The sequence below is a fragment of the Acidithiobacillus sp. TH-A36 genome (assembly GCF_057473445.1).
The window spans coordinates 1-3100 of the sequence record NZ_JBYCKP010000322.1; the positions used below are offsets into that span (position 1 = coordinate 1).

Consider the following 3100-nt stretch of genomic DNA (forward strand, 5'->3'; position numbering starts at 1 on the left):
CCAGGCCCAAAAGGCGCTTGTCGCGCAGGGATTCCGGTACTTCGCCATTGACCATACGCAAAGCCAGACCCTCAACAATGGCCGTTTTGCCGACGCCGGGTTCACCAATCAACACCGGATTATTCTTGCTGCGTCGCAACAATACCTGAATGGTGCGGCGGATTTCATCGTCGCGACCAATGACCGGATCCAGTTTACCCTGTCTGGCCCTTTCGGTGTAATCAGTGGTGTATTTTTCCAGCGCCTGCCGCTGTTCTTCAGCATTGGCATCGTTGATTTTTTCGCCACCATGAAGATCATGGACGGCCTGTTCAAGATCCTTGCTGGTGGCTCCTGCAGCTTTGAACAAGCGTCCGGCCTCGCCCTTGTCTTCCAGCAGGGCGAGCAGAAAATGCTCGGTAGAAATGAAGCTGTCACCGCGTTTCTGACTGATTTTATCGGCCAGATTGAACATATTGTTCAAGTCACGACTCACCTGTACTTCGCCGGGCTGACCATGTACTTTGGGCATGCCTTCCAATGCGCGACTTAGCTGATTGCGCAGGGCATCCACCTGCACACCAGCTTTGGCAAGTACCGGGCGGGCAATTCCCCCCTCCTGATCCAGAAAAGCGATCAAAAAATGAATGGGTTCAATTTGTTGATGATCCTGAGCGAGAGCAAGGCTTTGGGCATCCTGAAAGGCCTGTTGAAATTTGGTGGTCAATTTATCGGTGCGCATGGTAAAGCTCCATGAAATAAACGTTGACCATCACATGGGATCAGCTGGTCTTTTTTTCAAGGGTAGGGGATCCCCGCAATCCTTTAATCAGAAAAACACTGGCCAGCAAGGCCACCAGACCGGCCCCGGCAAAAGTCAGCTGCCCACCCCATTGGGCCCAGGACCAGCCTGCGGCAAGGGCACCCAAGCCGCCGCCCAGGCCATAAACCATACTGGCATAAAGCGCCATGCCCCGGGCCCGCAAGGCTCCGGGAAAACGCTCAGATACCCAGTGTACAGCGGCCAGATGAAAAGCTGCATAACTGGCTGCATGCAGACTCTGGACAAGCACTATCCAGAGTAAGCCCGGCCACCAGGCAATTACGCCCCAGCGCAGCGCCGTCAGAAAAAAGGCGGCCGTAAAAACCAGTGGCACACCAAAGCGACGGATAAAACGATCTCCCCACCAGAAAAAGGCTACTTCGCAAAGCACGGCAAAACCCCAGAGCATGCCGACGCTACTGCTACTGAGCCCATGCGCCTCGGCATAAATCGAATAAAATGCATAATATACGCCGTGACTGGCCTGTTCGAGCAGGCCCGCCAACAAAAAAAACCAGAGCCCGGCATCCCGCAAGACCGGACTCATACGCGGACGCAGCTGATGTGACGGATGGGTCTGGATTCCGTAGGGCAAATGACGGCTTACCCACCAGGCAAGCACTAAAAACACGAGGATACCGGGTAAAAATGCGCGCATTCCCCAGTTGCTGATGAACACCCCCATTCCCAGGGACAGGGCAATAAAGCCTAATGAACCCCACAAGCGGATGCGACCATAAGCGGCCGAGCGACGCTGCGCCCAGTCCATCGTGGCCGCATCCACCAATGGCAACGTTGCGGCCCAGAAAAAAGAAAATGCCAGGGTGATAAGCAGAATGACCAGGAAATGACCGGCGCTGAATTCCAGTGCCAGAAACCCGGCAGCGGTGAGCAGAGTCCCCAGCATCACAATCCGGCGGCTCCCCCAGAAGTGGGATAACCAGCCCCAGAGATTAGGCGCCAGAACTTTACTGAATTGCACGGCAGCAGTGAGGATGCCAATGGCCAGTGGAGTTTGGCCCTGAGCATGCAACCAGGGTCCCCAGTAGGGCATGAACGCACCCAAGGCGCAAAAATAAACAAAATAGAAGGCGGCCAGCCAGCCCCCTTCCCGTTCAATGCCCATTACTTATGCAGAAATAGGGGGAAGTGGAGACTGTACGTCTCCATTCTGGGCGCGCTGGCGCATCCAGTGATCCATCAAAGTCAAAGCCAGCATGGCTTCAACAATGGGTACCGCACGAATACCTACACAGGGGTCATGGCGACCGGTGGTTACCACTTCCTGAGGTTGGCCGTGGATATCAATACTTTGACGAGGGATACGGATACTGGAGGTAGGTTTGATGGCCACCGAAAGCGTCAGATTCTGACCGGAAGATATTCCGCCCAGCACTCCGCCGGCATGATTACTCAGAAAACCGTCCGGGGTCAGCGCATCGCCGTGCTGACTGCCGCGCTGCTCGACTACATCAAAACCATCCCCCATGGCCACGGCCTTCACCGCGTTAATGCTCATCATGGCCTTGGCAATATCAGCTTCCAGGCGATCAAAAACAGGTTCTCCCAGTCCTGTCGGCATACCTGTAACCCGGGCATCGACGCGGGCACCGATGGAATCACCTTCCTTGCGCAACGCATCCAGAAATTCTGCCATTTGTTCTGCAGCGCTGGCGTCGGGACAAAAAAAGTCATTTTTGGAAATTTCAGCAGCATCAAACGACTGGGCCTTCACAGTTCCCATCTGCGCCATCCAGGCAAGGATTTCCATGCCTAGCCGATCTTTGAGAAATTTGCGCGCGACGGCACCCGCCGCGACGCGGGTTGCGGTTTCGCGAGCCGATGATCGCCCCCCGCCCCGATAATCCCGTAATCCGTATTTTTGCAGATACGTATAATCTGCATGACCAGGACGGAACAAATCCTTGATTTTACCGTAATCCTGGGAGCGTTGGTCGGTATTGCGAATCAGCAGGCCAATGGGTGTTCCAGTGGTGACCCCTTCGAACACACCCGAAAGTATTTCTACCTGATCTTTTTCCTGGCGCTGGGTGGTGTGGCGTGACTGCCCCGGGCGGCGCCGATCCAGATCACCCTGGATATCTTCCGGTGCCAGGGGCATTCCCGGCGGACAACCGTCAATAATACAGCCAATGGCCGGTCCATGACTTTCGCCAAAGGTGCTCACCCGGAAACACTCACCAAAACTGCTGCCAGCCATGAATTATTTTTCCATTTCAATCATGGCGTAAGCCGAATGGTTATGAATGGATTCAAAGTTTTCCGATGACACCGAAA

3 protein-coding genes are annotated in these 3100 nt (G+C 54.7%); all 3 read right to left on the reverse strand.

Annotated features, from left to right (window positions below; genetic code table 11):
• Positions 1-721, reverse strand: a 721-nt coding sequence (locus tag AC2VLY_RS08635) for a Clp protease N-terminal domain-containing protein (RefSeq protein WP_486922109.1), incomplete at its 3' end; no start/stop codon positions are given.
• A gap of 40 nt (positions 722-761) precedes the next feature.
• Positions 762-1928 (reverse strand): MFS transporter, encoded by a 1167-nt coding sequence (locus tag AC2VLY_RS08640; RefSeq protein ID WP_486922110.1) that lies wholly within the window; start codon positions 1926-1928, stop codon positions 762-764.
• A gap of 3 nt (positions 1929-1931) precedes the next feature.
• Positions 1932-3023, reverse strand: a complete 1092-nt coding sequence (aroC, locus tag AC2VLY_RS08645; RefSeq protein WP_486892190.1) for a chorismate synthase — start codon at positions 3021-3023, stop codon at positions 1932-1934.
• Positions 3024-3100: the final 77 nt, after the last annotated feature.

Excerpts from the sequence above, each read along its gene's own strand:
- AC2VLY_RS08640 (WP_486922110.1), bottom strand. The coding sequence starts at position 1,928 with ATGGGCATTGAACGGGAAGGGGGCTGGCTGGCCGCCTTCTATTTTGTT.
- aroC (WP_486892190.1), bottom strand. The coding sequence starts at position 3,023 with ATGGCTGGCAGCAGTTTTGGTGAGTGTTTCCGGGTGAGCACCTTTGGC.